We start from the raw sequence: 4,000 nt of genomic DNA, 5'->3' as shown, positions 1-4,000 counted from the left end.
CCCAAATGAAAAATGGACAAAGCACTAGGCTCTCCTGTAGGTTTTTGAGCTGGGACACCACACGCGCCGCGTGCAGATCTCCTTCGCGGTGGCGATTTTGGCCAGATTCCAGTGGAAAGGCCCCAAAGCTGGAGCTCAGATCCAGATTGCCGGATTGGGAGGGAGAAGATGACCGCACCAGCCAAGGCCAAGGCCGCCCCCCTCGCGGAGCTGAAAGGGGATCTTGCGGTCCTGAAGGAGAAATTCGGCGACGCGGTTCAGCCTGCTGAATACGAAGGGGTGGTGATCGCGAACGATGTCCTGGTCGAAGCGGCCCGCTTCATCCGGGATGAGCTGGGCTACAAGTATCTGTCCAGCCTGACGGCCGTCGATTACATTCAGGAAGGCTATTTCGAGGTCGTCTACCACGCTTATCGCCTGGAGGGCGGTGGCCCGCTGGTCTTCAAAGCCCGCACCCCCCGGGACGTGGCGACGATCCCCTCGCTGGTCTCCGTGTGGCCAGGAGTGGACTTCCAGGAACGGGAAGCGTGGGATCTCATGGGGATCCGCTTCGCGGGCCACCCGAACCTTAAGCGCATCCTGCTCTGGGAGGGCTTTCACGGGCATCCGCTGCGCAAAGACTGGAAGGAACCCTATTACGAGGAGGAGCACAAGCCTTTCAGCAGCCGCTGGCCTTCGGGGCATCACATCCGGGCGGAGGATCGGGTCTTCTGGCATGACAACGTGCAGTATCCCCTGGACTGGGATCCGGATCAGGCGGAGGATATCTCGGATGAATGGCTCTACATCGGTATGGGACAGTTCGCGCGGGCGGAGACGGGGGAACGGGTGGAGCCGAAGAGCCTGCGCACGGAGCGGCTGGTGGTGAACATGGGCCCCCAGCACCCGAGCACCCACGGGGTGTTCCGGATGGTGGTGACCCTGGATGGGGAAACGATTGTGCGCCTGGAGCCGGTCATGGGCTACCTCCATCGCAACCATGAAAAGATCGGCGAGCGGAATATGTATTTGCAGAACATGCCCTATACGGACCGGCTCGATTATATCTGCTCGATGAGCAACAACCTGGGGTATGCCATCGCCGTGGAGAAGCTGTTGGGGATCAAACCCCCCGAGCGAGCGGAATATCTCCGGGTGATCATGGCGGAATTCACCCGGATCGTGAACCACCTGTGGGCCATCGGGTTCTTGCTGAACGATCTGGGCGCCTTCTTCACCCCCGCCCTGTATGCCATCGAGGAACGAGAGCTGGTCCTGGACCTTTTCGAAGAAGCGGCGGGTTCCCGCATGATGTGCAACTACATGCGCTTCGGCGGCGTGGCCCATGATGTCTCCGACGACTGGATCGCGCGGGCGAAGGAGCTGGTTTACAACCGGCTGCCGCGCGCGATCGAGGAGCTGGATCGTTATCTAACCCACAACGAGCTGATCCAGGCGCGCTGCCAGGGGGTAGGAGTGTTGCCGCCGGACCTGGCGGTGGCCTACAGCACAGCGGGACCGGTGCTGCGAGCCTCCGGGGTCCCCTACGATGTCCGGCGGGCCGAGCCCTACAGCATTTACGATCGCTTTGACTTCGACGTGGCCGTTCGTTACAACGGGGATGTCTACGATCGCTACCTCATCCGGATCGATGAGATGTGGCAGTCCCTGCGGATCCTGCGCCAGGCGCTGGAACAGATCCCCCGGGGGGAAATCCAGGCGGGCAAGAAGCAGTATATGATGCGGGTCCCTGCCGGTCAGGCCTACGGTCGGGTGGAGAACCCCAAGGGCGAGCTGGGCTTTTACCTTGTCAGCGATGGCAGCCCGAACCCCTACCGCTATCATATCCGGGCGCCATCCTTTATCAATCTCACCGCCCTCAATGAGATGTGCAAGGGTCACAAGGTGGCCGATGTGGTGGTCATCCTGGGCAGCATCGATATCGTGCTGGGGGAGGTGGATCGCTGATTCTTTCATTAGAAGGGCGATTCGTTTTTCGGTCAGGCTCGAAATCCCAATCCCCCGCAGGAGGCGAGGTGCGATGATCTACGGTCTGGGTATCCTCAAAGGTCTCGGCGTGACGCTCAAGCACTTCATCGAATCTTACATCGAGGATGTGCGCTATCTGTTCGAAGGCGGGCGCTACCAGCCGCGTCACCTGCCCGCCCGCCAGGGGCCGCAAGCCCGCGGGGTGTTCACCGTGCAGTATCCGAAGGAGAAGCTGCCTCTGCCGGAGAATTTCCGCTACATCCCCTTCCTGGTCTACGACACCCAGGAGAACAAAATCAAGTGCACCTCCTGCGGGATCTGCGCGAAGGTCTGCCCACCCCAGTGCATCTGGATCGTCCGGGGAACAGATCCCAGCACCGGTCGCCCAAAGCCGGAGCCCGAGGCGTTTTACATCGATGCCACGATCTGCATGTCATGCGGCTTCTGCGCCGAGTTCTGCCCCTTCGATGCCATCAAGATGGACCATGACTACGAACTTTCCTCCTATGAACGCTACGAGTCGCTTCTGTTTGATCTGCCGCGTCTGCTGAAGCCGGACACCTATCATGCCCAGATCCATCCTTCGGACTGGGCCCGGGAGCTGGCGGAGAAGGAAGCGGAAAAGGCTAAGAAGGGTGGGAAGGCGGCCGCGCACGCGTAAGAGCATGGTGGAAGACCACAAAGGGCACCCCGGCTTCCCTGCGTTCTTTTTAGCCTTTTTTGTCCTTCGAGGTATGTCCTGAAAAGCTTGTCGGATCGAGGACGGGGGTTTCCGATGATCACGTCGGAACAGGTTTTGGACGTGCTTCGGCGGGTGAAAGATCCGGAGCTGGGGCGGGATATCGTGTCGCTGGGAATGGTGCGGGAGGTGAGGGTGGAGGGGGATCGAGTCGCTCTGACGGTGGTCCTGACCACTCCGGCCTGCCCCCTTACTGAGCGCATCGAGGCCGATATCCGCGAGGCGTTGCAAGCCCTGCCCGGGGTGCGAGCGGTCGATCTGCGGATGACCGCCCAAGTGCCCTCCCATGCCCGTCTGCAGACGATCGAGGGGCTGACGATCAAAAACATCCTGGCGGTGGGCAGCGGGAAGGGAGGGGTGGGCAAAAGCACCATGGCGGCCAACCTGGCCGTCGCCCTGGCGGGGATGGGGGCGGTGGTGGGGCTGATGGACGCCGATGTGTATGGGCCCAACATCCCGGAGATGCTGGGGGTGAGCCGGATCCCCGCCCCCCGGGACAACCGGATCATCCCGGCGGTGGCCTATGGGGTGCGGGTGATGTCGTTGGGGTTTCTGTTGCCGCCGGACCAGCCGGTGATCTGGCGGGGGCCGATGCTGCATAGTGCGGTGCGGCAGTTTCTGACGGATGTGGACTGGGGGCTTCTGGACTACCTGGTGGTGGATCTGCCGCCGGGGACAGGGGATGTGGCGATTTCCCTGGCCCAGTTGGTGCCGGTGACCGGGGCCGTGGTGGTGACTACCCCGCAAGGGGTTTCGGTGAGCGATGTGGGGCGGGCGGTGCGAATGTTCGAGCGTCTGGAGATACCGGTGTTGGGGGTGGTGGAGAACATGAGCGGGTTTGTGTGCCCCCACTGCGGACAGGTGACGGAGATCTTCGGTAAAGACGGGGGACGGCGCCTCGCAGAGCGAATGGGGGTGCCCTTCTTGGGAAGCGTGCCCTTAGATCCACGGGTGGTGGCGGGAGGGGAGGCCGGACGGCCCGTGGTGATCGCCTACCCGGACAGCCCCGCTGCCCAGGCCCTGCGGGCCATCGCCCAGCAAGTCGCCGCCCGCATCAGCGTCCTCAACCTCCAGGAGCCGGCCATGCGGACTTCCCCAGCGTAGCGCTTCATCGGAGACAGGAAGGCCGCCTGTCCCCAAAGGTTTTTATGCGATGTGCAACTTCCGAGCTCCCCCGCAGGTTTTAGGGCTGGGGCGCCACCTTCGGCGGCGCCCCAGCCCTAAAACGATTTTTCTCCCCCCTCCCCGGGGGGCCCAGGGGGGGGGGGGGGGGGGGGGGTGGGGGGGGGGGGG

General features: G+C 62.8%; 3 protein-coding genes and 1 pseudogene. All 4 read left to right on the top strand.

Annotated elements, in window-relative coordinates; genetic code table 11:
• Positions 1-168: 168 nt before the first annotated feature.
• Positions 169-618, top strand: a pseudogene (locus tag NZM16_RS14065) (NADH-quinone oxidoreductase subunit C); the annotation flags it as partial.
• Positions 619-792: 174 nt separating this feature from the next.
• Positions 793-1,947 (top strand): NADH-quinone oxidoreductase subunit D, encoded by a 1,155-nt coding sequence (locus NZM16_RS14060; protein WP_366946188.1) that lies wholly within the window; start codon positions 793-795, stop codon positions 1,945-1,947.
• Positions 1,948-2,020: 73 nt separating this feature from the next.
• A complete protein-coding gene (locus NZM16_RS09595; protein WP_295449711.1) occupies positions 2,021-2,629 on the top strand; it encodes a 4Fe-4S binding protein in 609 nt (202 codons plus the stop codon).
• A gap of 114 nt (positions 2,630-2,743) precedes the next feature.
• Positions 2,744-3,811, top strand: a complete 1,068-nt coding sequence (locus NZM16_RS09590; protein WP_295480159.1) for an Mrp/NBP35 family ATP-binding protein — start codon at positions 2,744-2,746, stop codon at positions 3,809-3,811.
• Positions 3,812-4,000 lie beyond the last annotated feature (189 nt).

The sequence above is a fragment of the Thermoflexus sp. genome, assembly GCF_025055495.1.
Classification (GTDB): Bacteria; Chloroflexota; Anaerolineae; order Thermoflexales; family Thermoflexaceae; genus Thermoflexus.
Note: the sequence above shows the minus strand (reverse complement) of the source record. Positions and strands in the feature narration are given on the sequence as shown.

Coding starts and splice junctions, on each gene's coding strand:
- NZM16_RS09590 (WP_295480159.1), top strand. CDS start 2,744: ATGATCACGTCGGAACAGGTTTTGGACGTGCTTCGGCGGGTGAAAGAT.
- NZM16_RS14060 (WP_366946188.1), top strand. CDS start 793: ATGGGACAGTTCGCGCGGGCGGAGACGGGGGAACGGGTGGAGCCGAAG.
- NZM16_RS09595 (WP_295449711.1), top strand. CDS start 2,021: ATGATCTACGGTCTGGGTATCCTCAAAGGTCTCGGCGTGACGCTCAAG.